Annotated in this window: 23 protein-coding genes and 1 riboswitch; of the genes, 15 read left to right on the top strand and 8 right to left on the bottom strand. The window is 67.5% G+C overall.

The window, feature by feature from the left end; translation table 11 throughout:
• Window positions 1–11: 11 nt before the first annotated feature.
• Entirely contained in the window at window positions 12–788 is a 777-nt protein-coding gene (gene ubiE / locus NWE53_RS20520) for a bifunctional demethylmenaquinone methyltransferase/2-methoxy-6-polyprenyl-1,4-benzoquinol methylase UbiE (RefSeq protein ID WP_265051201.1), read from the top strand.
• Between the two features lie 19 nt (window positions 789–807).
• Window positions 808–2364 carry a 2-polyprenylphenol 6-hydroxylase gene (ubiB, locus tag NWE53_RS20525; protein WP_265051202.1) on the top strand — a complete coding sequence of 519 codons (1557 nt, stop codon included), beginning with the start codon at window positions 808–810 and terminating at the stop codon, window positions 2362–2364.
• Between the two features lie 130 nt (window positions 2365–2494).
• On the opposite strand, the gene NWE53_RS20530 is transcribed toward ubiB, so the two are convergent.
• Window positions 2495–3949, bottom strand: a complete 1455-nt coding sequence (locus tag NWE53_RS20530) for an AMP nucleosidase (RefSeq protein WP_265051203.1) — start codon at window positions 3947–3949, stop codon at window positions 2495–2497.
• 223 nt (window positions 3950–4172) lie between these two features.
• Between NWE53_RS20530 and NWE53_RS20535 the strand changes: the two genes are divergently transcribed.
• From NWE53_RS20535 to NWE53_RS20550, 4 genes are read left to right on the top strand one after another with little or no spacing between them, the layout of a single operon-like run.
• Window positions 4173–4520, top strand: coding sequence for an ArsR/SmtB family transcription factor (locus NWE53_RS20535; protein ID WP_265051204.1), 348 nt, complete (start codon window positions 4173–4175; stop codon window positions 4518–4520).
• Window positions 4521–4559: 39 nt separating this feature from the next.
• Complete coding sequence (locus tag NWE53_RS20540) at window positions 4560–5105, top strand: SRPBCC family protein (protein WP_265051205.1); 546 nt, start codon at window positions 4560–4562, stop codon at window positions 5103–5105.
• 43 nt (window positions 5106–5148) lie between these two features.
• Window positions 5149–5631: a DUF1579 domain-containing protein gene (locus tag NWE53_RS20545; protein ID WP_265051206.1), complete on the top strand. Its 483-nt coding sequence runs from the start codon at window positions 5149–5151 to the stop codon at window positions 5629–5631.
• Between the two features lie 32 nt (window positions 5632–5663).
• The gene (locus NWE53_RS20550; RefSeq protein WP_265051207.1) at window positions 5664–6098 is read left to right on the top strand and encodes a VOC family protein; all 435 of its coding nucleotides are present in this window, start codon (window positions 5664–5666) and stop codon (window positions 6096–6098) included.
• A gap of 150 nt (window positions 6099–6248) precedes the next feature.
• Here NWE53_RS20550 and NWE53_RS20555 read toward each other — a convergent pair whose 3' ends face one another.
• The 5 genes from NWE53_RS20555 to NWE53_RS20575 all read right to left on the bottom strand — a co-directional run bounded on the left by NWE53_RS20555 (window position 6249) and on the right by NWE53_RS20575 (window position 11265).
• Entirely contained in the window at window positions 6249–7004 is a 756-nt protein-coding gene (locus NWE53_RS20555; RefSeq protein ID WP_265051208.1) for an SDR family NAD(P)-dependent oxidoreductase, read from the bottom strand.
• Window positions 6977–8014 (bottom strand): ketopantoate reductase family protein, encoded by a 1038-nt coding sequence (locus NWE53_RS20560; protein WP_265051209.1) that lies wholly within the window; start codon window positions 8012–8014, stop codon window positions 6977–6979. The genes NWE53_RS20555 and NWE53_RS20560 overlap by 28 nt, the downstream gene beginning before the upstream one ends.
• A 10-nt stretch (window positions 8015–8024) precedes the next feature.
• Window positions 8025–8972, bottom strand: a complete 948-nt coding sequence (locus NWE53_RS20565; RefSeq protein WP_265051210.1) for an isoaspartyl peptidase/L-asparaginase family protein — start codon at window positions 8970–8972, stop codon at window positions 8025–8027.
• Window positions 8973–9124: 152 nt separating this feature from the next.
• Complete coding sequence (locus NWE53_RS20570) at window positions 9125–10717, bottom strand: ABC transporter substrate-binding protein (protein WP_265051211.1); 1593 nt, start codon at window positions 10715–10717, stop codon at window positions 9125–9127.
• Complete coding sequence (locus NWE53_RS20575; protein ID WP_265051212.1) at window positions 10714–11265, bottom strand: MarR family winged helix-turn-helix transcriptional regulator; 552 nt, start codon at window positions 11263–11265, stop codon at window positions 10714–10716. Before NWE53_RS20575 ends, NWE53_RS20570 begins: the two co-directional genes overlap by 4 nt.
• 170 nt (window positions 11266–11435) lie before the next feature.
• On the opposite strand from NWE53_RS20575, the gene NWE53_RS20580 reads away from it, so the two are divergent.
• The 5 genes from NWE53_RS20580 (at window position 11436) to NWE53_RS20600 (ending at window position 16785) form a co-directional block, all read left to right on the top strand.
• Window positions 11436–12137: a creatininase family protein gene (locus NWE53_RS20580; protein WP_265051213.1), complete on the top strand. Its 702-nt coding sequence runs from the start codon at window positions 11436–11438 to the stop codon at window positions 12135–12137.
• Window positions 12138–12159: 22 nt separating this feature from the next.
• Window positions 12160–13134 (top strand): ABC transporter permease, encoded by a 975-nt coding sequence (locus NWE53_RS20585; protein WP_265051214.1) that lies wholly within the window; start codon window positions 12160–12162, stop codon window positions 13132–13134.
• Window positions 13131–14009, top strand: a complete 879-nt coding sequence (locus NWE53_RS20590) for an ABC transporter permease (protein ID WP_265051215.1) — start codon at window positions 13131–13133, stop codon at window positions 14007–14009. The genes NWE53_RS20585 and NWE53_RS20590 overlap by 4 nt, the downstream gene beginning before the upstream one ends.
• On the top strand, window positions 14006–15706 hold the full coding sequence (locus NWE53_RS20595) for a dipeptide ABC transporter ATP-binding protein (protein ID WP_265051216.1): 1701 nt from the start codon (window positions 14006–14008) through the stop codon (window positions 15704–15706). The genes NWE53_RS20590 and NWE53_RS20595 overlap by 4 nt, the downstream gene beginning before the upstream one ends.
• 179 nt (window positions 15707–15885) lie before the next feature.
• Window positions 15886–16785 (top strand): polysaccharide deacetylase family protein, encoded by a 900-nt coding sequence (locus NWE53_RS20600; RefSeq protein WP_265051217.1) that lies wholly within the window; start codon window positions 15886–15888, stop codon window positions 16783–16785.
• Between the two features lie 334 nt (window positions 16786–17119).
• Here the strand turns inward: NWE53_RS20600 and NWE53_RS20605 are convergent, their stop codons facing one another.
• Window positions 17120–17275 (bottom strand): hypothetical protein, encoded by a 156-nt coding sequence (locus tag NWE53_RS20605; RefSeq protein ID WP_265051218.1) that lies wholly within the window; start codon window positions 17273–17275, stop codon window positions 17120–17122.
• A gap of 865 nt (window positions 17276–18140) precedes the next feature.
• On the opposite strand from NWE53_RS20605, the gene NWE53_RS20610 reads away from it, so the two are divergent.
• The 4 genes from NWE53_RS20610 to NWE53_RS20625 all read left to right on the top strand — a co-directional run bounded on the left by NWE53_RS20610 (window position 18141) and on the right by NWE53_RS20625 (window position 22570).
• Window positions 18141–19049, top strand: coding sequence for an OmpA family protein (locus NWE53_RS20610; protein WP_265051219.1), 909 nt, complete (start codon window positions 18141–18143; stop codon window positions 19047–19049).
• Window positions 19050–19487: 438 nt separating this feature from the next.
• A complete protein-coding gene (locus NWE53_RS20615) occupies window positions 19488–19676 on the top strand; it encodes a hypothetical protein (protein ID WP_265051220.1) in 189 nt (62 codons plus the stop codon).
• Between the two features lie 77 nt (window positions 19677–19753).
• Window positions 19754–19857: riboswitch (TPP riboswitch) on the top strand.
• A 77-nt stretch (window positions 19858–19934) separates the two neighbouring features.
• Window positions 19935–21812: a phosphomethylpyrimidine synthase ThiC gene (gene thiC / locus NWE53_RS20620; RefSeq protein ID WP_265051221.1), complete on the top strand. Its 1878-nt coding sequence runs from the start codon at window positions 19935–19937 to the stop codon at window positions 21810–21812.
• The gene (locus NWE53_RS20625; protein WP_265051222.1) at window positions 21809–22570 is read left to right on the top strand and encodes a hydroxyethylthiazole kinase; all 762 of its coding nucleotides are present in this window, start codon (window positions 21809–21811) and stop codon (window positions 22568–22570) included. The genes thiC and NWE53_RS20625 overlap by 4 nt, the downstream gene beginning before the upstream one ends.
• Here the strand turns inward: NWE53_RS20625 and NWE53_RS20630 are convergent.
• Window positions 22554–23435, bottom strand: coding sequence for a hypothetical protein (locus NWE53_RS20630; RefSeq protein WP_265051223.1), 882 nt, complete (start codon window positions 23433–23435; stop codon window positions 22554–22556). The genes NWE53_RS20625 and NWE53_RS20630 overlap by 17 nt on opposite strands.
• Between the last annotated feature and the right edge of the window lie 254 nt (window positions 23436–23689).

The raw sequence follows: 23689 nt of genomic DNA on the forward strand, positions 1-23689 counted from the left end.
CCGGCCCGACCGTGACAGCAGCCCAGAATACCGGACGCGAGGACACCACCCATTTCGGCTTCGAGACGGTGAAGATCGCCGAGAAGCAGGCCAAGGTCGACGACGTCTTTCACAAGGTCGCGGACCGCTACGACCTGATGAACGACATGATGTCGGCGGGGTTGCACCGCGCCTGGAAGAGCGCGCTGCTCACCGCGATCAATCCGCAGAAGGACCGGCCCTTCCATCATCTCGATGTCGCCGGCGGCACGGGCGATGTCGCCTTTTCCGTGCTCGAGGCGGGTGGCCCCCAAACCGACGTCACCGTCCTCGACATCAATGCCGACATGCTCCGCGTCGGGCGCGAGCGCGCCGGCAAGCGTTTTCCGGAGGATGACCGCATCCGCTTCGTCCAGGGCAATGCCGAGGAACTCGGCCTGCCGGACAATCATTTCGATTGCTATACGATCGCCTTCGGCATCCGCAACGTGCCGCGCATCGACAGGGCGCTGGCCGAGGCCTACCGCGTGCTGAAGCGCGGCGGGCGCTTCCTCTGCCTCGAATTCAGCCATGTCGACGTGCCGCTGCTCGACAAGGTCTACGAGGCCTACTCCTTCAACCTGATCCCGCCGATGGGCCGGCTCGTCACCGGCGATGCCGAGCCCTATCGGTATCTCGTCGAATCGATCCGCAAGTTCCCGAAGCCGCAGGCCTTCGCCGGCATGATCGAGGATGCCGGATTCCGCCGGGCGAAGTTCACGGCCATGACGGGCGGTGTCGTGGCGCTGCATTCCGGCTGGAAGCTGTGATGCACCATACGGCCTGCCGATGATCTCCTCCCTCTTCCATCTCGCTCGCGGTGCCCGCGTCGGCTTCGTGCTGGCGCGCGAGGGCGCGTTGGGGCTGGTCGACCCGTCCGTCCTGCCGCCTCTGGCGCGCGGGCTGATCCGTGTCGGCCGGTTGATCGAGCGGCGCGGGGCCGGTTCCTCTGCGACGCGGCTTGCCGCGGCGCTGACCCGGCTCGGGCCCTCCTACGTCAAGTTCGGCCAGTTCCTGGCGACGCGGCCTGATGTCGTCGGCATGAGGATCGCGCAGGACCTTTCGGCCCTGCAGGACCGGATGCCGGCCTTTCCGATGGCGCAGGCGCGCGCCATCGTCGAGGCCGCGCATGGCGTTCCGCTGGAGACGCTGTTCCCGGAATTCAGCGAGCCGGTCGCCGCCGCCTCGATCGCGCAGGTCCACCGTGCGCGCCTGAAGGACGGGCGCGAGGTCGCGGTGAAGATCCTGAGGCCGGGCATTCGCGACCGCTTCAACCGCGATCTCGCCGCGATGCGCTTCGGCGCCGAAATGGCCGAGATGCGCTCGGCCGAGGCCCGGCGCCTGCGCTTCACCGGCGTGGTCGAGACGCTGGCCCGCTCGGTCGCCATGGAGATGGATCTGCGGCTCGAGGCCGCCGCCCTCTCCGAATTCGCCGAGAATACCAAGGCAGACACCGATTTCCGCGTGCCTGAGCCGGACTGGCAGCTGACGGCCCGCGAGATGCTGGTCGACGAGTGGATCGACGGCGTGCGTCTCTCGGATGTCGAGGGCTTGCGCGCCGCTGGCCACGACCTGCCGGAGCTTGCCCGCAACATCATCCAGTCCTTCCTGAAGCATGCGATCCGCGACGGCTTCTTCCATGCCGACATGCATCCGGGGAACCTGTTCGTCGATGCTGAAGGCCGACTCGTTGCGGTCGATGGCGGCATCATGGGCAGGCTCGGCCTGAAGGAGCGGCGCTTCCTCGCCGAAATCCTGCTCGGCTTCATCACCCGCGATTATCGCCGCGTGGCGCAGGTGCATTTCGAGGCCGGCTACGTGCCGGCCCATCACGACGTCGAGGATTTCGCGCAGGCGATCCGCGCCGTCGGTGAGCCGATCCATGACAAGCGCGCTGACCAGATCTCGATGGCCAAGGTCCTGACCCTGCTCTTCGAGATCACCGGCATGTTCGACATGGCGACCCGCACCGAGCTCGTCATGCTGCAGAAGACCATGGTGGTGGTCGAGGGCGTGGCCCGCTCGCTCGATCCGCATCTCGACATGTGGGGCACGGCCGATCCGGTCGTGCGCGACTGGATCACCCATAATCTCGGGCCGATCGGCCGGCTGGAGGAGGTCGGGCGCGGCGCCCGCTCGCTGCTGGGTTCGCTCGCCGCCTTGCCCGATACGATCGGCCGCGCCGAGCGCGTGCTCGGCCAGCTCGAGGACGCCTCGCGCCACGGCTTCTCGCTGGACGAGCGCAGCGTCGAGGCGATCGGGCGTGCCGAAGCCCGGCGCAATCGCTGGGGTACGGCCGCGCTCTGGGTGATCGCGGCCCTGGTCGCTTACGGGGTGTTCGGCTGAGGATTATTTTCGGGCGCGGCCATGCCGTCATTCTCGGGCGAAACGCAGCTTCGACCCGAGAATCTCATGCAGAATAGAGCGCCTCTTCGTCCTGAGATGCCCGGGTCGAGCCCGAGCATGACGAGCCCCTTTACCGGAACGGCGGCTCGTCGAAGCTCCTGAGCTTGCGCGAATGGATGGTCGAGCCGGCCTCCTTCAGCTTCTCCAGTGCCGCGAGCCCGATGCGCAGATGCTCGCCCACGGCCCGCTCGTAGAAGGCATTGGCGGCGCCGGGCAGCTTGATCTCGCCATGCAGCGGCTTGTCGGAGACACAGAGCAGCGTGCCGTAGGGAACGCGCAGCCGGTAGCCCTGGGCGGCGATGGTGCCGGATTCCATGTCGACCGCGATGGCGCGCGACAGGTTGATGCGCCGCCGCTCCTTGGTCCATTGCAGTTCCCAGTTGCGGTCGTCCTGCGTCACCACGGTGCCGGTGCGCAGGCGCTGCTTCAGCCGGTCGCCCTTCTCGCCGGTAATCTCGGCGGCAGCCTGCTGTAGCGCGACCTGCACTTCCGCCAGCGCCGGGATCGGGATTTCCGGCGGCACCAATTGGTCGAGGATGTGGTCCTGCCGGAGATAGGCATGGGCCAGCACGTAGTCGCCGATGATCTGCGTCTGGCGCAGGCCGCCGCAATGGCCGACCATCAGCCAGCAATTGGGCCTGAGCACCGCGAGATGGTCGGTGATGTTCTTCGCGTTCGAGGGGCCGACGCCGATATTCACCAGCGTCACGCCCTCGCCGGTCTTCCGGATCAGGTGATAGGCCGGCATCTGGAAGCGGTGCCAGGGCGCCGACATCACGCGCTCGGCCGCCGAGACATCGACGCCGTCGCGGTCGATGCGGATGCCGCCCGGCGCGATCAGCGCCTCGGCGGTGCCGGCCTCGATCTCGGCGATGCCGAGCCGGACGAACTGATCGACATAGCGATGGTAGTTGGTCAGCAGCACCCAGGGCTGCACGGCCCGCCAGTCGGTACCCGTATAGTGCATCAGGCGCCGCAGCGAATAATCGACCCTGACGGCGTCGAACAGCGAGAGCGGGCGCGGTTCGCCATCGATCAGGTCATAGGTCCCATCGGCGATCTCGTCGCCGACCAGCGAGAGCAGCGGCGTCGGAAAATAGCGCGCGAGCTCGGCGGCGGTGATCTTCCCGCGCCCCAATTCGTCGCCGCCTTCCAGCGCGTAGGGATAGGGGATTTCCTGCGTGCTGATGCCGGTTTCGATCGTCGCGCCATATTCCGCGACGAGCGGCCTGAGCTGATCGAGCAGATAGGCCCTGAATTCGCCGGGCTGCGTCACCGTGGTCGAATAGATGCCGGGCGCCGCGAATTTCGCATAGCCGCGCCGCGTCGCGGTCGGCAGCTTCGACGGCTCGTAGGTGACGCGTAGCAGGGGGTAACGATAGCGCTGCCGATCCTCCGGTGTCGGCGCCTCGCCGGTATCGAAGAAGCGCTGCAGATCGGCGCGCAGCGCCGAGCGGGCCTCGTCATAGAGCTGCTCGAGCCGGTCGATGGCGGCTTCTGGGGTCGCTGCGGTCTCGAAGCTCATGGGTGGATCGATCCTCCTTCATTTCCGGTTCTAGAGCATTTTCAAGCGAAGGGGACACCAGTTCGCGTGAAGAAAATGCGCCGAAACGAAGAGGCTCGGCCGCGTCTCCGCTCCTGACAGCAATCGGCGGTAGCCGAGGCCAATCTGTTCCTGAAGACGCTTGACAGGCTGAAGGCATGACGATACTAAACCGATCAGTTAATTAACTGACGGGTTTCATACGATGTCGACGGACCCGCTCAGCCTGACCTTCGCCGCTCTCGCCGACCCGACGCGCCGCGCCATCCTGGCAAGGCTGTCGCAAGGCGAAAGCTCGGTGAAGGAACTGGCCGAGCCCTTCGCGATGAGCCTTCCGGCCGTCTCCAAGCATCTGAAGGTGCTGGAGCGGGCCGGGCTGATCACGCGGGGGCGGGAAGCCCAGTGGCGACCCTGCCGGCTCGACCCCGGCCCGCTTCAGGACGTTTCGGAATGGCTGGAGCATTACAGCCGTTTCTGGGACCAGAGCCTGAGCCGGCTGGACGAGGTCCTTCGCGAGATCAAGGTGAAACCACCCGATAAGCAGGGCGTTTGACGCCAAAGCCTTTGAAATCAGCCCGTGAGGTTTCCCATCATGCTCAAGACTGTTCTTCTCAGCCTGTCCGGCGTCGTCGTGGTCGGTATCGCCGTCGTGCTGATCCTGGCCGCCCGCAAGCCCGACACCTTCCAGGTGACGCGCACGGTCACGATCAATGCACCGCCGGAGCGCGTCTATCCGCTGATCGCCGACTTCAAGGCCTGGGGTGCCTGGTCGCCCTGGGAGAAGAAGGACCCGGCGATGAAGCGCACCTATGGTGGCTCTGAAACCGGCGTCGGCGCGACCTATGCCTGGGCCGGCGACAAGAATGTCGGCGAGGGCAGCATGCGCATCGTCGAGGCCAAGGCGCCGGGCCATCTCGGGCTCAAGCTCGATTTCCTCAAGCCGTTCGAAGCCCATAACGACGTGGTCTTCGCCCTCGCGCCGCAAGGACCGGGGAAGACCGTGACCTGGACGATGACCGGCCCGACGCCGTTCATGGGCAAGATCATGCATGTCTTCATGGATATGGACCGCATGGTCGGCGGCGACTTTGAAACCGGCCTGGCTGCGATGAAGGCCGCCGCCGAGCGTTCGGCCTGAACAACCTCAATCAGAAAAACACCCAAGGGAGAGGAGACGGCCCATGCAGGTCGAAGTGCGGAAGGAACATGAGTGGCTGCAACAGCTCGTCGGTGACTGGACCGCGGAGATGACGGCCTCGATGGAGCCGGGCCAGCCGCCCAGCACCACGCAGGGCACGGAAAGCGTGCGCTCGCTCGGCGGGCTCTGGACCCTCGGCGAGGGGCAGGGCGCGTGTCCGGATGGCTCCCCCGTCACCAGCCTGATGACGCTCGGCTTCGACCCGGCGAAGGGCCGCTTCGTCGGCAGCTTCATCGCCTCGATGATGTCGATGATCTGGCACTATGACGGAGCGCTCGCCACCGACGGCAAGTCGCTGGTCCTCGATACGGAAGGGCCGAGCATGGCCGGTGACGGCTCGATGGCGAAGTATCAGGACGTCATCACCTTCCTGTCGCCCGATCACCGCACCCTGACCTCGCGCGCCCTCGGCCCGGACGGCCAGTGGACCGAGTTCATGTCCGCCGATTACCGCCGCAAGATCTGATCGCCTTCAGATCACAACCAGGAGGAAATGCGATGAAACTCTCGACCTATCTGCTGTTCGACGGCAATTGCCGCGAAGCCTTCACCCATTACGAGAAGGTGCTCGGCGGCAAGATCCAAGCGATGATGGATCACAAGGGCACCCCGGCCGAGGAGCATGTCTCACCCGAATGGCGCGACAAGATCCTGCACGCCTGCCTCGAGATCGAGGGGCAGATGCTGATGGCCTCCGATGCCCCGCCGGACCGCAGCGACGGCCCGATGCGTTCGGTTTCGGTCAGCGTCGGCGTGAAGACGCCGGAGGAAGCGGAGCGCATCTTCGCCGGATTGTCCGAGGGCGGCGCCAAGATCACCATGCCGCTCGCCGAGACTTTCTGGTCGCCGCGCTTCGGCATGCTGGTCGACCGGTTCGGGACGAACTGGATGGTCGGCGCCGAGCAGCCGGCCGACAAGATGGATTGCGGCTAGACTCTGCCGATTTCCCGAGGAAGCACGCCGTCATCCCGGGCTTGCCCCGGGATCCATCGTAAGGCTCGTCGCTCTGGGATGGATCCCGGATCTACGCGGCTTCGCCGCTTGTCCGGGATGACGGCGCGGGTCCGGGAAAGTCAGCCGCCTCTACGAGCGCCCGCCATCCACGGACAGCACCTGCCCGCTGATCCAGCCGGCCTGCTCGCTCAGGAAGAACAGCGCCGCATTGGCGATGTCCTCCGGCGTGCCGAGGCGGCGGGTGTGGATGCTCTCGACGAGGCGCTTCTGACCTTCCGCTCCGTAGCTCTGCCATTGCCGCTCGGTCGCGGGGTTGGAGCGCACGAAGCCCGGCGCGACCGAATTCACGGTGATGCCGTGCGGACCGAATTCCCAGGCGAGCTGCCTGGTCAGCCCGACCAGCGCGTGCTTGGCGCTGGCATAGGCCTGGATGCCGGTGAGGCTCGGCCGCAATCCCGCGCCCGACGAGATGGTGACGATCCGGCCATAGCCGGCTTGCTTCATCACCGGCGCCGCCGCTTGCGCCAGGAAGAAGGCGGCATCGACATTGGCGGCGAAGATCACCCGCCAATCCCCTTCGGAAATGTCCTCGATCGCCCGGCCGACCTGCCCGCGCACACCGCCGGCCGCATGGACCAGGAGGTCGAGCCGGCCATCGGCGCCGACGATGTCGCGGATCAGAGCCTGCGCCGCTTCGGCCGAGCCGAGATCGGCGGCATGACCGGTCGCATTGATCTCCTGCGCCGCCGCCTTCACGCCGGCAGCATCGATATCGGCGAGATGGACGCGGGCACCGGCTTCCGCCAGCGCGGCCGCAATGGCGCGCCCGATTCCCTGCGCCGCGCCGGTGACGAGGGCTACGCGGCCGTCGAAGCGAATCTGCATCGGTCGATCAATACCTTCAGCGTCTCGAAGGCCATTGGACGGCGGCCTTCCTCGATGTCGTGAACGAGGGCGACCAGCGTTTCCAGCGCCGGCGTCGCGGTGCCGACCTCGCGGCCGAGGTTCGCGATGACGCCGATCTGCGGATCGACCTCGGTCCTGCGCTTGCGTACGGCAAGGTCGCGCCAGATGCCGGAATGGGTCTTCGCCGTCTGCGAGGTGTAATCGGCAAGCCAGCGGATCGTCTCGATCTGCGGCCCCTCCGGCTTGCCGGGCGCGAAGACCATCGGGTCGAACGCGCCGAAGCCGAGCGAGGTCACGCCACGCTTGGCCGCCACTGCCCCGACCTCGCGGCCGAGCGCGAGCCAGACCGGCAGGCGCTCGGGATCGGCGAAGTTCGCCGACATCGAATCGTCGGTCAGGGCCGTGGCGAACAGCATCGCACCATAGGCGAGCTTGCCCCAGAGATAGCCGAAGATGTTATCGGTCAGGATCGCGTCGGGCTCGACGAGCTTGAGCAAGCGGTGCATCTCGGCCGCGCGTTCGCTGATCGAGCCGTCCAGTTCGCCCACGACCACGGCGCCGCGATTGCCGTAGAGAATCTCGCCCGGCCCGAGCCAGTCCGCGCCGAAATTGACGAAGCAGCCCATGGTGCGCCGCTCGCCGACCGCCTTGGCGATGGCGAGCTCGTTGAGTCCGTTCTGGGCGGAGAGGACGAAGCCATCCTCGGCCAGATGCGGAACCAGAGCCGCGAGCGCCGCCTCAGTGGCTCCGGCCTTCACCGCGAGAACGATGCGGCTGTAGCGGCCGGTCAGCTCGGTCGGCGTCGCGGCCGGAACGACCTGCGTGAATTCCTCGACCGGGCCGGAGACGGCGAGGCCGTTGGTCCGGCAGGCTTCGACATGCTCCGCGACGATGTCGACCAGCAGCACGGGCACCCCGGCGCGCGCCCAATAGGCGCCGAGCGTGCCGCCGATGGCTCCCGCGCCCCAGATCAGGATCGGTTCGCTCATGCCGGCCGCCTCACGCCTGCCCGGCCATCTCGACATCGCCGTGGGTGGCGACATGGATCAGCCCGTCCGGGGTCACCCATCCCCGATACATGCCTGCGGTGTTGTAGGGCGCAACGACCGTGCCGTCCGCACCGACCGCGACGAGCCCGGCGCCGATCTTGTGCTCGGAAAGCTCGGCGAGCATGGCCTGCGTCGCCGCCTCGAGCGAGAGGCCCTTATAGGCGATCAGCGATGCGATCTCATGTCCGACGCAGTAGCGCATGAAGTACTCGCCCTTGCCGGTGCCCGAGACGGCGCAGCGGCCGTCGCGCGCATAGGTGCCGGCGCCGATGATCGGGGAATCGCCGACGCGCCCGGCCGGCTTGTTGGTGTAGCCCCCGGTCGAGGTCGCGGCGGCCAGATGCCCTTGCGCATCGCAGGCCACGGCGCCGACCGTGCCGTGCTTCTCCGCCTCGCTCGCCTCGGCGGCCGTGCCGACGATCTCGCGGATCTTCATCGAGGCGAGGTTCTTGCGACGTCGCTCGGTCGAGAAATGCTCGTTCTCGACGGTGTCGATGCCTTCATGCTCGGCGAAGTCGTCGGCCGCCGGGCCGGCCAGCAAAAGCGGGTCGCCGCGCAGCATCAGCGCCTTGGCGGCTGTGATGGGATTGCGAATGCGCTTGGCGGCGCAGATCGCGCCGGCGGCCAGCGTCGCCCCGTCCATGATCGAGGCGTCGAGCTCGTGCTCGCCATCGGTGTTGAAGGCGGAGCCATGGCCGGCATTGAAATGCGGTGAATTCTCCATCACCCGCACCGCAGCCTCGACGGCATCGACCGCAGCCCCGCCCTTGACCAGGATCGCCCAGCCGGCCCGCAGCGCGGAGGCGAGGTCGGCGCGGGCCTGGGCCCATTCGGCCTCGGTCATCTCGATCTTCGGCAGCGTGCCGCAGCCGCCATGGATGGCTAGCGCGAGGGTCATATGATTGTTCCGATCGGTGGTCGTTTGCGAGGCGGGCCGTCCGTCATGCTCGCCCTTGTGGCGAGCATCCACGTCTTGAACACCGAACCTGGTCATCAAGCGAAGACGTGGATGGTCGGGACAGGCCCGACCATGACGCGAAGGCGGTCGCGTTACTTCTTGGCGGGCTTGATGTCCATCGCCAGCGTGTCCTCGTCGACGCGCGGGCTGATCGTCACCTTGTCCTTCTGCATCGCCCAGGCCGAGCCGACGGCGGTGATCGGCAGGCGCGGCCGGTCCTTGGCGACGATCGCCGCGACATCGGACAGCATCTGGTTGCGCTTGGCCTCGTCCATCTCGATGCCGGCGTCCTCGATCAGCTTGTCGACCTGGGGATTGGCGTAGTTCTGGACGTTGAAGGCGCCGAGCTTCTTGGCCGGATCGTTGGAATGCACCAGCGAGGAGAGGGTGTAGTTCGCCTCGCCCGTCAGGGTGCCCCAGCCGGACATCGACATCGAGAAGTCGCCGCGCAGGCGGGCCGGGAAGAACACGGCGCCCGGCTGGGCATTGGCGTTCACCTCGACGCCGATGCGCGCCAGCATCTGCGCGATCGAGGTGCCGACCTGCCGGTCCCCGGGCAGGCGGTCATTGGTGAAGGAGAAGGTGATCTTGAAGCCGTTGGGGTAACCGGCCTCCTCCATCAGCTTCTTCGCCTTGGCGATGTCGGGGTTTGTTGCCGGCAGGCTCTTGTTGAAACCGGCGATGGTCGGCGTCACCAGCTGGTTCGCCGGCGAACCGAGGCCCTCCATCGCGATCTCGGCCAGCGCCGGCCGGTCGATGGCGATGTCGATCGCCTCGCGGACCTTCACGTCCTGCAGGGGGTTCTTGGGCAGGGCCGAGCCGTCCTTGGCGCTGATCTGCGGGGACTTGTCCCGCATGTCGAGCTCCATGTTGAAAAGATAGACGCTCTCGACCGTGGCGACGTTGAGCTTGGCGTCGCGCTTCAGCGTCGGCACGTCGGAGGCCGGCGCGCGCACGATGATGTCGACCTGGCCGGCCTTGAGCTGCGCGACGCGGGCGGCGTCGTTCGGCAGCTCCTTGCGCACGACCTTGGCCCAGGGCTCCTTTGGGCCCCAGTAGCCGTCGAAACGATCCAGAACCATCTGGTCCTTCGGCGTCCAGGAGACGAATTTGTAGGGGCCGGTTCCAACAGCCGCCTTGCCGGAGTTGAACGCCTCGTTGGCATTGTCCTTGGTCAGGCCGGCGGCGGCCTTGTGCGAGACGATGAAGAGCCGGATGAAGTCGTTGGGCAGGTTCGGAGCCGGCCCGTCCGTGACGATATGGACGGTCAGCGGATCGACGATCTTCACCTCCTTGACGCGGCGGACATAGATCGTCGTCGGGTTCGGCCCGGCGACGACCGGGATGCGCTCGATCGAGAATTTCACGTCCTCGGCGGTGAAGTCCGAGCCGTCATGGAACTTGACGCCCGGGCGCAGCTTGAACTCCCACACCGTCGGCTCGATCGTCTTCCAGCTCAGCGCGAGGCGCGGCTCGATCTGCAGCTGGTCGCCGGACCAGGTCAACGTGTCGAAGACATGCTTCAGCGCTTCGGCATGGGTGCCGGTCGCGGTGAAATGCGGGTCGATCGATTCCGGCCCGGCGCGCACGCCGATCGTCAACGTCTGGGCGAGCGCTCCGGTGGAGACGGTGGCGCCGAGCAGGGCGGCGAAGGCCGCGAGGCGGAAGGTGCGGGCCAGCTTCATGATGAGGTCCCCTCTTGTTCGAGTTCGTTGGGCCATGCAGGAGAGGCGATGACGAGCTTGTCCATCAGCATGCAAAGCTGTTGCTGCTCGTCCTCGCTGAGGCCGGAGAGCATCGTGCTCTGGTGCTGCACCATCAGCGGCATGGTCTCGTCGAAGATCTTGCGGCCAGCGGCCGTGAGGTGAAGCACGTAGCTCCGCAGATCCTTCGGATCGGATTCACGCTTGAGCAGCCGCCTCTGCAGCAGCTTCTGCACGGCGCGCGACAGCGTGTTCTTCGGCAGGCCAGAGGAGGCCACGATGTTCTTGGCCGCGACGCCCTCCCGCAATCCGACGGCATAGAGCGCGACGAATTCCGGGCGCACCAGGCCATAGCGGGTCTCGATCCAGCGATAGACCGGATCGTTGAAGCGGAAGGCGACGAAGTTCAGCCGGAAGGAGAGCCAGCAGGGATTGTCCCAGAGCTTCGTCACGGTCAGGGGATCGAGCTCGGCGAACGCGGCCTCGCGCTCCGGGTCGACACGCGAAAGAGAGGTGGGCGAGCGCGGCATGGGAAATATCCCCCGGTCAATTTAGTTCCAAATGGAACTTGACGCTCTCGAATGCCAGAGTCAAGGATGGCTTCGGCCTCTGGCCGCAAGGTTTCCTGGCTCGCCGCAGCGACGCGGGATCGCTTGCTCCGACTCTCTACCGCTTGAACGAACGAAGCAAGGATTGCGCCGTGCGTGTCGCCGATTTGAACTGGATGCAGATCGAGGCCCAGGCTCGGCGTGACGACCGTTGCGTTCTGCCGCTCGGCAGCGTCGAGCAGCACGCCTATCTCAGCCTCGCGACCGACGTGATCCTGTCCGAGCGGGTGGCGCTGGAGGCGGCCGAACCGCTCGGCATCCCCGTCTTCCCGGTTCTGGCCTATGGCATGACGCCCAGCTTCCTCGATTTTCCAGGCAGCATCTCGCTCAGGCTGAGCACCTATACGGCGCTGCTCGGCGATCTCTTCGATGGGTTCTATCGCTCGGGTTTTCGCCGGATCGTGCTGGTCAATGGCCACGGTGGCAACTCGCCGGCGCTGAATTTCGCGACCGAATGGCTCGGTCAGCATCCGGACGCGAGCGTGCGGGTGCACAACTGGTGGGCGGCGCCGCAGTTTCAGGCGGCGGTCAAGGCGGTCGATCCGGCCGCCTCCCACGCATCCTGGATGGAGAACTTCCCCTGGACGCGCCTTGCTGGCGTCGCGATGCCCGATACGGCGAAGCCGCCCTTCAATCCGGCTCAATATCAGGCCGCAGCCCCGGCGAAGCGGCGCGAAATCCTCGGCGACGGCAACTTCCACGGTCTCTACCAGCGGCCGGACGAGGAGATGCTGAAGCTCTGGCAGGTCGGCGTCGAGGAGACGCGCGCGGCGATGGTGGAGGACTGGCCGTGAGGCCGCGCCGAAGGCTTCACCCATGCTAGGCCATGTCGCCGTCCGCCTCGCCCAGGCGCTCGTCGTCATGCTCGTCATGTCGGTGTTGGTCTTCGTCGGCGTCTATGCGATCGGCAACCCGATCGATGTACTGATCGGCCCCGACGTCAGTCAGGAACTGCGCCTCCAGACCATCGCCCATTACGGGCTCGACCGGCCGCTCTGGGAACAGTACCTCACCTTCCTCGGCCGCGTGCTGCATGGCGATTTCGGCCGCTCCTTCGTTTTCGGCATGCCGGTGATGGATCTGATCCTGTCGCGCTTGCCGGCGACGCTGGAGCTGACGCTTGCCGCAGTCTGTGGCGCCGCGCTGATCGGCATACCCGCGGGAATCTATGCCGGCTACAGACCGGACAGCGTCGCCTCGAAGCTGATCATGACCGTCTCGATCCTCGGCTTCTCCGTGCCGACCTTCTGGATAGGCCTGGTGCTGATCATGGCTTTCGCGGTCGAGCTGCAATGGCTGCCTGCCGGGGGGCGCGGCGAGACCGTCTCGATCTTCGGCGTCGAATGGAGCTTCCTGACGCTGAATGGGCTCAGCCATTTGCTGCTGCCGGCGCTCAACCTTGCCTTCTTCAAGCTCGCCTTGATGACGCGCCTCGCCCGCGCCGGAACCCGCGAGACCATGCTCTCGGATACGGTGAAGTTCGCCCGCGCGGCCGGTCTCTCGGAATGGACGGTCCTGCGCCGTCATGTGCTCAGGCTGATCGCGATCCCGCTCGTCACAGTCTTCGGCCTCGAATTCGGCTCGACGCTCGCCTTCGCCGTCGTCACGGAGACGATCTTCTCCTGGCCCGGCATCGGCAAGCTCATCATCGACTCCATCCAGTCGCTCGACCGGCCGGTGATGGTCGCCTATCTCATGCTCGTCGCCTTCGTCTTCATCACCATCAACTTCCTCGTCGACCTCGCCTATGTCGGGCTCGATCCGCGGCTGCGGAAAGGAGGCGCGCGATGAAGGACGCGTCTCCCGCCGCCCGCTTCTGGGCCGAGTTCCGAGAGAGCAAGGCCGCGGTCGCGGCGCTCGCGGTGGTCGTGCTGATGGTCGGCATCGCCGTGCTGGCACCGCTCGTCGCGCCCCAGGACCCCTACGACCTCGCCAACCTCACCCTCTCCGATGCGCGCCGCCCGCCCGGCTATGTCGGCGAAGGCGGCTACACCCATTGGCTCGGCACGGATGCGCAGGGGCGCGACCTGCTTTCGGCGATCCTCTACGGCCTGCGCATCTCCCTGCAGATGGGGCTGGTCGCCGGCGGGCTCGCCTTCGTGCTCGGCGTATCGCTCGGTATCGGCGCGGCTTATGTCGGCGGGCGCTGGGAAGCCTTCATCATGCGCGTCATCGACCTGCAACTGGCCTTCCCGGCGATCCTGCTGGCGCTGGTGCTCTCCGCGCTGCTCGGTCAGGGCAAGATGCAACTCATCGCCGCGCTGGCCGCCGCGCAATACGCCTATTTCGCCCGAACGGCCCATGGCGCGGCCTCGGCCGAGCGCGGCAAGGATTATGTCGAAGCGGTGCTGTCGACGCCGCTGCCGGGCTGGCGCGTGATCCTGCGCCACATCTTCCCGAACTGCCTGCCACCGCTGATCGTCGTCGCGACCGTGCAGGTGGCCAATGCCATCGCGCTGGAGGCGACGCTGTCCTTCCTCGGCGTCGGCCTGCCGGTGACGGAGCCCTCGCTCGGCATGCTCATCGCGAACGGCTTCCAGTACATGCTGTCCGGTCGCTACTGGATCTCGATCTATCCCGGCATCGCCCTGATCGTCCTGATCGTCGCCATCAATCTCGTCGGTGACCGCATCCGCGACCAGGTCAATCCGAGGCTGAAGCGATGAGCGAAGCGCCTCTCCTTCAGGTCAGCGATCTCGCCACCCAGTTCCAAACCCGGGCCGGCGTGGTGAAGGCGGTCGATGGCGTCTCCTTCGCGCTGAAGCGTGGCGAGGTGATGGGTCTCGTCGGCGAGTCCGGCTCCGGCAAGAGCATCACCGGCTTCTCGATCATCGGGCTGATCGACCCGCCCGGCCGTGTCGAGGGCGGCTCGGTGAAGCTGGAGGGGCGCGAACTCGTCGGGCTGTCCCCTTCGGAACTGCGCAAGATTCGCGGCAAGCAGATCTCGATGGTCTTCCAGGACCCGATGATGACGCTGAACCCGATGCTGACCATCGGCGTGCAGATCAGGCTCGCTCTGGAAGCGCATGAGACGGTCTCGGGAGGCGAGGCGCGCCGTCGCGCGGTGGCCGCATTGGCGCAGGTCCGCATTCCAGATGCCGAGGGCAAGGTCGATTTCTACCCGCACCAGTTTTCCGGCGGCATGCGCCAGCGCGTCGCCATCGCGATTGCGCTGCTGCACCGGCCGAAGCTGATCATCTGCGACGAGCCGACCACCGCGCTCGATGTCTCCGTCCAGGCCGAGATTCTCGCGGAGATGAAGGAGCTGGTCGCCGAGCTCGGCACGGCGCTGATCTGGATCAGCCACGACCTCGCCGTCGTCGCCTCGCTCGCCGACCATGTCTGCGTCATGCGCCACGGCAGGATCGTCGAGGCCGGCCCGACGCTCGACGTGCTAACCCACCCGCAGCATCCCTATACGCGGGGGCTGCTCGACGCGCTGCCCTCCCGCTCCGAGCCCGGCGCGCTGCTGGCCGGCGGCGCCGGTTCCGACGTAGCTCCGCCGCCGCGCATGGCGAAGGATGCAGCGCCGGCGGCGAGGGACGCGGCGCATTATGTTCGCATCGAGCATGTCGCCAAGCGCTTCGAGCAGACGCCGGGACTGTTCCGCAAGCTGGCGCAGAAGGCCGGCCTCTCCAGAGCGCCTGTCGCGGTGCAGGCGGTCGACGACGTCACGCTGGTCCTGAGGCGCGGCGAGGCGCTCGGCCTCGTCGGCGAATCCGGCTCCGGCAAGTCGACACTTGGGCGCGTGGCGGCCGGCATCTATGCGCCCGATACCGGCCGCGTCGCGATCGACGATGCTCCGGTGATGAGCGCGGGCACGCATCCTCACAAGATCACGACGCGCGTCCAGACCATCTTTCAGGACCCTTTCGCCTCGCTCAATCCGCGCATGACGGTCGGCGATTCCATTGCCGAGGGGCCGCTGACGCATGGGCTGATCGGGCGCGGGCAGGCCAAGGAGTATGTCCGTCAGTGGTTGGCGGCGGTCGGGCTCGATCCGGCCTTCGCCGTCCGCTATCCGCATCAGTTCTCGGGCGGCCAGCGCCAGCGCGTCGCCATAGCCCGCGCGCTCGCGATGCAGCCGGACGTCGTGGTTTGCGACGAGCCGGTCGCCTCGCTCGACGTTTCCATCCAGGCGCAGATCATCAACCTGCTGATACGGCTCAGGCAGGAACTCGACCTGACGCTGATCTTCATCTCGCACGACCTCTCGGTCGTCCGCCATCTCTGCGACCGCGTCGCGATCATGTATCGCGGGAAGATCGTCGAGAGCGGCCCGGCCAGCGATGTCTACGACAACCCGCAGCACGATTATACGAAGAGGCTGTTGGCGGCTGTGCCGGTGCTGCCGGTGGCGTGAGCCGTCGTCGTTTCGGAAATACGCGCCGTCATCCCGGACAAGCGGCGTAGCCGCGCAGATCCGGGATCCATCGCAGGGCGTCGGAGCCCCATGATGGATCCCGGCGCTACGCTTCGCTTCGGCCAGGATGCCGGCGCAAATGTCATTGTCCGTCGAGAGAATTTGAGAAGGAGCGATCCATGTCCGAATCCGAACTCCTGCCCTGGCAATGGCCGGAAGAGGTCTGGCGCGGCAAGGTCGAGCGCGTGCGCGCCGGCCGCAACCTCAAGCCCGCCAGATGGAAGAACGGCGCCCGCTGCGCCGTAGCGCTCTCCTTCGACGTCGACCACGAGACCAACGAACTGCGCGACGGCGGCAAATCGGTCGGGCGTCTCTCCTGGGGGCAGTACGGCAATCGCGTCGGCATCCCGCGCATTCTGGACCTGTTGAAGAAACAGGACATCCAGGCGAGCTTCTTCGTGCCGGCCGTCACGGCGCTGCTCTATCCCGATGAGCAGCGCCGCATCGTCGGCGAAGGCCATGAGATCGGCCTCCATGGCTGGATTCACGAGGTGAACACGGCGGTGCCGCCGGCGGATGAGCGCGAACTGCACCTGCGCTCGGCCGATACGCTGGAGAAGATCACCGGCGTCAGGCCGGTCGGCATGCGCACACCGTCCTGGGATTTCTCGGAGGTGACGCTCGCCGTCGAGCGTGAGCTTGGCCTGCTCTACGATTCCTCGCTCTTCGCAGACGACGACCCCTACGAGATCGTCGAGAAGGGCGAGGCGACCGGTATGGTCGAATTGCCGGTCGAGTGGATTCGCGACGACGCGGTCTACTTCAACATGAACCGCTTTCAGGCGCTTCGGCCCTATACGCCACCCGAAGCGGTCTTCGATATCTTCCGCCGCGAATTCGAGGGAGCTTATGCCGATGGCGGGCTCTTTCTGCTGACCATGCATCCGCATGTCATCACCTATCGCTCGCGCCTCTGGATCCTCGAGGAGCTGATCCAGCTCGCCAAGGCGAAGGGCGATTGCTGGTTCGCGAGCCATGCCGAGATCGCGGCCTATGTGAAGGCGCAGGCTGGTCTCTGAGGCCTGCAAGGCCGGAACCATTGCCCGATTCTCGCCGTTTTCGCTTCATCGCGGGTTCAGGCCGCCAACGGCCTGATACCCCCAAGTTGAAACGAATGACGGGAATTGTAATGCGCACGAAAAGCTGGTTGCTGGTCGGGACCGTCCTGCCTGCCCTCGTCCTTTCGCAGGCCGGACAAGCCTTCGCTCAAGCCGGGCTGCAACTCGTCCAGGCCCCGGCTCCCGGCGACGAAGAGCCCGGGCGCGGGCCGCGCCAGCGGCCGCAGGAGCCGCGTCCACCGGGAGCGCAGCCGGGCCAGCGCGGGCCGGAGCGCCCAGCGGTTCCCGGCGCGCCTCAAGCGCCGCGCCCGCCGCAGCCGCCGGCCATCCCCGCGCCGCCGCCACCCGCCGCTCCCCAGCCGCGCGCCGAGCCGCCGGCCGCCCGTCCGCAGCCGCAACGCCCGGCCATGCCGAGCGAGGCTCCGGCGCAGCCGCGTCCCGCCCCGAACATGGCGCCCGCACCCGGCCAGCCTCCGGCAGCGCGCCCGACGCCACCGCGACCGCCGGCCGAACCTACCGTGCCGACGCCGCCGCGCGCCGCGCCTTCCCAGCCGCCTGCACCGCCGGCCTCCGCTCCTGGCGCACAGCCCGGCCAGCGCCCGCAAGCGGCTCCGCCTCCTGCTCCCGCCCAGCCGGGCTCCCCGCCATCGGCCGTTCCGCGCGGTGGCCCGGCCGTGCCTCCCTCGGCAGCTCCATCTCAGCCTCGTCCTCCGGCGGCTGCGCCGCAGCCCGGCACCGCACCCTCCGCTCCCGCCGGGCAGCCGCGCCCGACGCCGGGAACGCCGCCGGCTGCCGCTCCCGCGCCGGCTCAGCCGGGTGCCGGAGCTGCGCCTTCGGCCGTTCCGCGTGGCGGCCCGGCCGTGCCACCCTCGGCTGCGCCGCCCCAAGCCCGTCCGCCGGCCGCAGCACCGCAGCCCGTGGCGCCTCCGGCCGCAGCGCCCGGCGGTCCCGCCGCCCCTGCGCAACCGGGCGCAACCGCTCCGACTCCGCCCGCGGGTGCGGCTCCGGTTCAGCCGCCGCGCCCCGCTCCGGGAGCGCCTCCGGCGGCGGCTCCGGGTGCTCCGGCCCAGCCCGGCGCCACAGCCCCGATTCCGCCCGCTGGTGCCGCGCCGGGACGTCCCGCGCCCGGAGCGCCGCCATCCGCTGCACAACCGGGTGTTGCTCCCGCCCCTGTTCAGCCCGGCATTGCTCCAGGTCAGCCGCCCGCCGGTGGGGCTTTCCCGACTCAGCCGCCCCAGCGCGAAGGTCGTCGCGGCGGCATCTCGCCCGGCGTCGCAGGTGCGATCGGCCTCGGCGCCGGCGTCATCGGCGGCATCATGGCGACGCAGGGCGCGCAGCGCTTCGAGGATATCCGCAGCCGCCGCGAGGAGCGCCGCGAGGGTGACGTCACCATCATCCGCGAGCCCGGCCGCACCATCATCCGCGACGATGACGGCCGCGCCATCATCCGCCGCGACGAGGATCAGCGTTTCCGCGATCTCGGTTGGCAGGGCCGCTCCGAGCGCCGCGGCGACGAGAACCGCATGGTCTTCGAGCGCCCCGACGGCACGCGCATCGTCACCGTCACGGACGAGGAGGGCCGTCTGATCCGCCGCACCCGCATCGACCGCGACAATCGCGAGGTGATCATCATCGACAACACGCTGCGCGACCGTCCCGGCCGTTTCGCCGACGATGTCGTCGTGCTGCCGGCGCCGCCGCTGCCGATCCCGCGCGAGCGCTATATCGTCGATGCCGATCAGGCCGACGAGGCGCTGATCTACGAGACGATCACGGCGCCGCCGATCGCCGCGATCCCGCGTCGCTACACGCTGGACGAGGTCCGCTACTCGCCGGATCTGCGCGCCCGCATGCGCAGCGTCGACATCGACACGATCACCTTCGACACCGGTTCCTGGCAGATCGCGCCCGAACAGGCGCAGCGCCTGTCCGTGATCGCGGACTCCGTCCGGCGCGCCCTGCAGCGCGCGCCCAACGAGGTCTTCCTCGTCGAGGGACATACCGACGCCGTCGGCGCCGATGTCGATAATCTCTCGCTCTCGGATCGCCGCGCGCAGTCCGTCGCCGAGATCCTGACGCGCGATTTCCAGATCCCGCCGGAGAACCTGACGACGCAGGGCTATGGCGAGCAGTATCTGAAGATCAACACGCAGGACGCGGCACGCGAGAACCGGCGCGTGACGCTGCGGCGCATCACGCCGCTGCTCAGCGGCCAGAACCAGTGACGATGGGAACGGGGCTGCTCGACGAGCGGCCCCGTTCTTACCTGGACGCAGGGAACTGCCGCCTTCTGCGGCGGTTTCATCTCCCGGAGGACAAGCCGAAGGGAGGTTCAGTCATGAAAAAGCTTGATCTGGTGATGCCGGCCTGATGATGGCGGGCTCGTTTGCGGCGCTTCCGGCACTGGCTCAGAGTGCTCCTGCCGCCGTGAAGCAGCGGGCGCCGGGTGTGCCGCTGGCTCCTCGCGCAGGCGAGGCCGTTCGCGTGCCAGCCAGTGAGAGGCCCGTGCCGCGCACGGAAATCCGCGCCCCGCGCGACGACCGCGCACAGGCGGCGCCGCAGCCAAATCGCGACCCGCCGATGCCGCGCCCGGTGCCGTCGATCAGCGCGCCCTGAGCGGGGCCGTTCAGGATTCGGCAAGGTCGGCGAACTAGCGTCGCCGCATGAGCGACGCCGTTTCCCTTGCCCGCAGCATCGTCACGATGCAGACCGCCTCGACGCAGCAGGCACTGTCCGTCGAGATGATCAAACAGAACGCGCAGGCCGATCAGGGCCTCGTCGCCATGCTCCAGCAGAGCGTCGAACAGATACAGGCGACGCTTCCGGCCGGGCAGGGCGCCTGGTCGACCTGACGGCCTGATCCACTTCCATCCTCCAATCGTTCGTCACGCAGCCCGTTGCCAAGCGGCGGCGCTACGCCTAACCTCGGTGCTGTTCCGAGGGGTGCTCGCAAGAGCTGAGATGGCCTGACCGCCGAACCCATCGAACCTGATCCGGGTCATACCGGCGGAGGGACTGGAACGCGGGTTAGAGTCGAATCGTGCCCGCAGACAGCGACTGGACCGCTTTCAAGCCCGGATCTCCTGACCTGTATCAAGGAGGAGATCCTCATGAATGCCCACACCAAAACCCTGAAGAACAGCGTCAAGGCCGCGCCGCAAAGTGTGACGACCGGCCCGATCATCGGTTCGCGCAAGATCTATGTCGCGCCGCCGGATCATCCGGAGATGCGCGTGCCCTTTCGCGAGGTCATGCTGACCACCGATGCCGAGCCGCCGGTGCGGATCTACGATCCCTCCGGCCCGTTCACCGAGACCGACGCCCGAATCGACCTGAATGCCGGCCTGGCCCAGCCGCGCCGCGCTTGGCTCGATGCGCGCGGCTTCCAGACCGTGCCCGGCCGCACAGTCACGGCCGCCGATAACGGCCATATCAGCGAGGCGCAGCTCGTTCCCGCCTGCCCGGCCGCGCGCCCGATCCTCGAGGCGAAGCCGGGCCAGATGACGACGCAATACGAGTTCGCGAAGGCCGGCATCGTCACGCCCGAGATGATCTATGTCGCCCATCGCGAGAATCTCGGCCGCGCCGCCATGCTGGAAGGTGCCAGGGAGCGCCATGCCGATGGCGAGAGCTTCGGCGCCTCGGTGCCGGAATTCGTCACGCCCGAATTCGTCCGCGAGGAGATCGCGCGCGGCCGCGCCATCATCCCGGCCAACATCAACCACCCCGAGCTGGAGCCGATGGCGATCGGCCGCAACTTCCTGGTCAAGATCAACGCCAATATCGGCAATTCCGCCGTGACCTCGGGCGCGGCCGAGGAGGTCGAGAAGCTGGTCTGGGCGATACGCTGGGGCGCCGACACCGTCATGGACCTGTCGACCGGCCGCAACATCCACAACATCCGCTCCTGGATCCTGCGCAATTCGCCGGTCCCCATCGGCACGGTGCCGATCTATCAGGCGCTGGAGAAGGTCGGCGGCGATCCGATCAAGCTCGATTGGGAGGTGTTCAAGGACACGCTGGTCGAGCAGGCCGAGCAGGGCGTCGACTACTTCACCATCCACGCCGGCGTGAGATTGCCCTATGTTCCGCTGACGGCATCCCGCGTCACCGGCATCGTCTCGCGCGGCGGCTCGATCATGGCGCGCTGGTGCCTGGCGCATCACCGCGAGAGCTTCCTCTACGAGCGTTTCGACGAGATCTGCGAGATCATGCGCAAATACGACGTCTCGTTCTCGCTCGGCGACGGATTGCGCCCCGGTTCGATCGCCGACGCCAACGACCGCGCCCAGTTCGCCGAGCTGGAGACGCTGGGCGAGCTCACCAAGATCGCCTGGGACAAGGGCTGTCAGGTCATGATCGAGGGCCCCGGCCACGTGCCGATGCACAAGATCAAGGAGAACATGGACAAGCAGCTCCGTGAATGCGGCGAGGCGCCCTTCTACACGCTGGGACCGCTGACCACCGATATCGCGCCGGGCTACGACCACATCACCTCCGGCATCGGCGCGGCGATGATCGGCTGGTATGGCTGCGCCATGCTCTGCTACGTCACGCCGAAGGAGCATCTCGGCCTGCCCGACCGCGACGACGTCAAGACCGGCGTCATCACCTATCGGATCGCGGCGCACGCCGCCGACCTCGCCAAGGGCCATCCGGCCGCGAAGATCAGGGACGATGCGCTCTCCCGCGCCCGCTTCGACTTCCGCTGGGAGGACCAGTTCAATCTCGCGCTTGATCCCGACACGGCGCGCGCCTACCACGACGAGACCTTGCCGAAGGACGCTCATAAGGTCGCGCATTTCTGCTCGATGTGCGGGCCGAAGTTCTGCTCGATGAAGATCACGCAGGACCTGCGCGCCGAGGTTCTGGCGATGAGCGACAATGAGCGCGCCAATCTCGAAGCGATGGCAGCAGACGGCATGGCCGCCAAGTCGAAGGAATTCCTCGACAAGGGCGGCAGCATCTATCTACCAGCGGCGGAATGAGCAGCGAGAACGATAGTCTCGACGCGGCGCAGGTCGCGTCGATCCTCGCGCGGGTGGCCAAGCGCCGCCCGCGCATCCATTGCCTGACCAATACGGTGGCGCAGAACGTCACCGCCAACATGCTGCTCGCCTTCGGGGCCGTGCCCTCGATGGCCGGTCATCCCGACGAGGTCGCGGCCGTCGCCGCCGGGGCCGGCGCGATCCTGATCAATCTCGGCACGATCAGCCCGGAGGGCGAGCGCGCCATCCCAAAGCTCGTCGGTGTCGCGCGCGAACGCGGCATCCCTCTCGTGCTCGACCCCGTTTTCGTCGAGCTGTCGCCGCTCAGACTGGGTTTGGCCGAGGCGATCCTGCGCTTGCCGGGCGTCACCGTGCGTGGCAACGCCACGGAAATGGCGGCGCTCGATGCCGTCATGCGGCGGGCGGATGACTTCCTGCGCGTGACGACAGGCAAGGTCGACCGCATCGAGGGCGATGGGCGCAGCTTCTCGATCGGCCATGGCCATGAATTGATGACGAAAGTCACGGGGCTCGGCTGCGCATCGAGCGCGCTGGTCGCCGCCTGCCGGGCGGTCGAGCCGGATGCCGCCGTCGCGGCAGCCGCCGCGCTGACGGCTTATGGGATCGCGGGCGAAGTCGCCGCCGAACGCGCGGCTGGACCGGGCAGCTTCGCGATGCTTCTGATCGACGCTCTCGCCGGGCTCGACGAAGCGACATTGGCCAAGCGGATGGGCCGGGACCCTACTGCGTCGGCGTGAGCGAGAGCGGCGCCGGCCTCGGCGTTGCCGGGCGCGGCTTCGGCTTGGCGGCCGGCTTGGGCTCGGTGTTGAGGCCGAGGCGGGCACGCAGCCCGGCGGCGCGCGCCTCGGTGATCCGCGCTGCGCAGAACCCCACCTGACCCTCGCGCTGGAAATCGCGGCAGATCATCTCGCGCTCGGCCGAGAAGCCCGCCTGCTCGCGGGCGATCGTGCGCTGCTCGACCGCGTCGGACTTCGCGGTCAACGTCTTGTAGCCTTCGCGGACGGCTCGCTCGGCCGCACCGCGGGCCCGTTCGATCTCCTTGGCCTGGGCGGCGGCTGTGCGCGCGTCCGGCCCCCACAGGCCACGCGGGTCGATGCGGCATTGCGCGGCCTCGACGACGCAGGGCTCCGTCGGCTCCACGACGAGGAAGGCGCCGTCGAGCACATCGAAGACGATCGGGCAGATCGGAGCTTCCAACCGATAGCGCGGCACCCCGGCCGGACGGCCCAATGCCGTGACCGGAACCGGATTTTCGCCGAAGGAAACGGCGCAGGGCTCGACCAGATTGGCGGGCTGGAAGCCGTCGAGATTGAGCTTCATCCCGAATCCGCCTGCCGTTTTGGTGAAGATCGCCTCGCCGTGATGGCCGTTGCGATGCAGGACCTTGCCGAGGATCGCATCCTCGCCGGCGATCTTGATCGCCGGCATGCTCTGCGGGCGCGGCTGGGCGGGCGCCCCCGATTGCGGCGGGGCCGCCTGTTGCGCGCCCGGTGCATTGAACGGCTGCGCGCCCGGCAATTGCAGGGGCTGCGCCTGCGCACAGGCGGTCATCGCGGCTAAAGCAGCCGCCAAAGCGAGGATGAGGCGCGTCGATCGGCTCATGGCTGTCCATGCGCTAACGGAACGGCCTTCCTGCATGAAGGGCGGCATCGGGATGCGCAAGGGCGGCGAGGCCACAGTCGCGCCTGAAAGCACGAATCCGGCCGCAAAGCCCGAAATCCCCGTTTCTTATTCGGCTCGCCTGTCTTGCAAGGGTGGGAACACCCTCACTATATACGCCGCCAAGGGGCGGTTTAACCACCGTCAAACGTGGAATGCCGGTTCGTTCGCCGCTGAAGCGGGGGCGGTCCGGTCCA

Origin of the sequence: Bosea sp. NBC_00550 (assembly GCF_026020075.1) — a bacterium.
Classification (GTDB): domain Bacteria; phylum Pseudomonadota; class Alphaproteobacteria; order Rhizobiales; family Beijerinckiaceae; genus Allobosea.